The organism is Pseudoalteromonas sp. 78C3 (assembly GCF_002836695.1).
GTDB lineage: Bacteria > Pseudomonadota > Gammaproteobacteria > Enterobacterales > Alteromonadaceae > Pseudoalteromonas > Pseudoalteromonas arctica.
In genome coordinates this window covers 1-572 of the sequence record NZ_PJAV01000057.1, presented here as the reverse complement: position 1 = coordinate 572, position 572 = coordinate 1, and the positions used below count along the sequence as shown (strand labels likewise).

Sequence of the window (572 nt, the reverse complement as noted above, 5' to 3'; positions counted from 1 at the left end):
TTATGTTTACCCATTTTTAGAAGCATTTGTTGGCATTGGAATGATAGCCGGGTTACCAGCCTATATTATTGCCCCTATTTCATTATTCATAGGTGGGGTTGGTGCTGTTTCAGTGATAAAAGCAGTCTATATAGATAAACGAGAGTTAAAATGTGCGTGTGTAGGCGGTGACAGTAACGTACCACTAGGGTTTATCTCTCTAACAGAAAACTTATTTATGATAGCTGCCGGTATTTGGATGTTTGTTAGGTAAATAACAGCTTTAATTTAAAAATATGATGACGAGCTTATTTATAGCACGAACCAGATTCAGTAGTTGAGTCTGGTTCTGCCTGAACTTAAAATGCCATCAATTTGCTCTGGCTTCTCTAAGGTATCTTGAAGTTACAACGAGACTAAAGTTTTTTATCAATTGCATGATTTAAAAAAGCACTAGCCCTCTAATTTTATTAAATAGATCTAATCTAAATTTGATTCCAGAATTCTTTTGGCAATAAATTTTTAATCATCCTAGTGTTTAAGAATTTATAAATTTAATTAATAAATTTTGTGAAATTTTTCTAGTCCGCTTA

The 572-nt window shown here is 32.7% G+C and carries 1 protein-coding gene; it reads left to right on the top strand.

Features of this window, described 5'->3' with window-relative positions:
* Positions 1-253, top strand: a 253-nt coding sequence (locus tag CXF76_RS00800) for a MauE/DoxX family redox-associated membrane protein (protein WP_332870241.1), incomplete at its 5' end; no start/stop codon positions are given.
* Positions 254-572 lie beyond the last annotated feature (319 nt).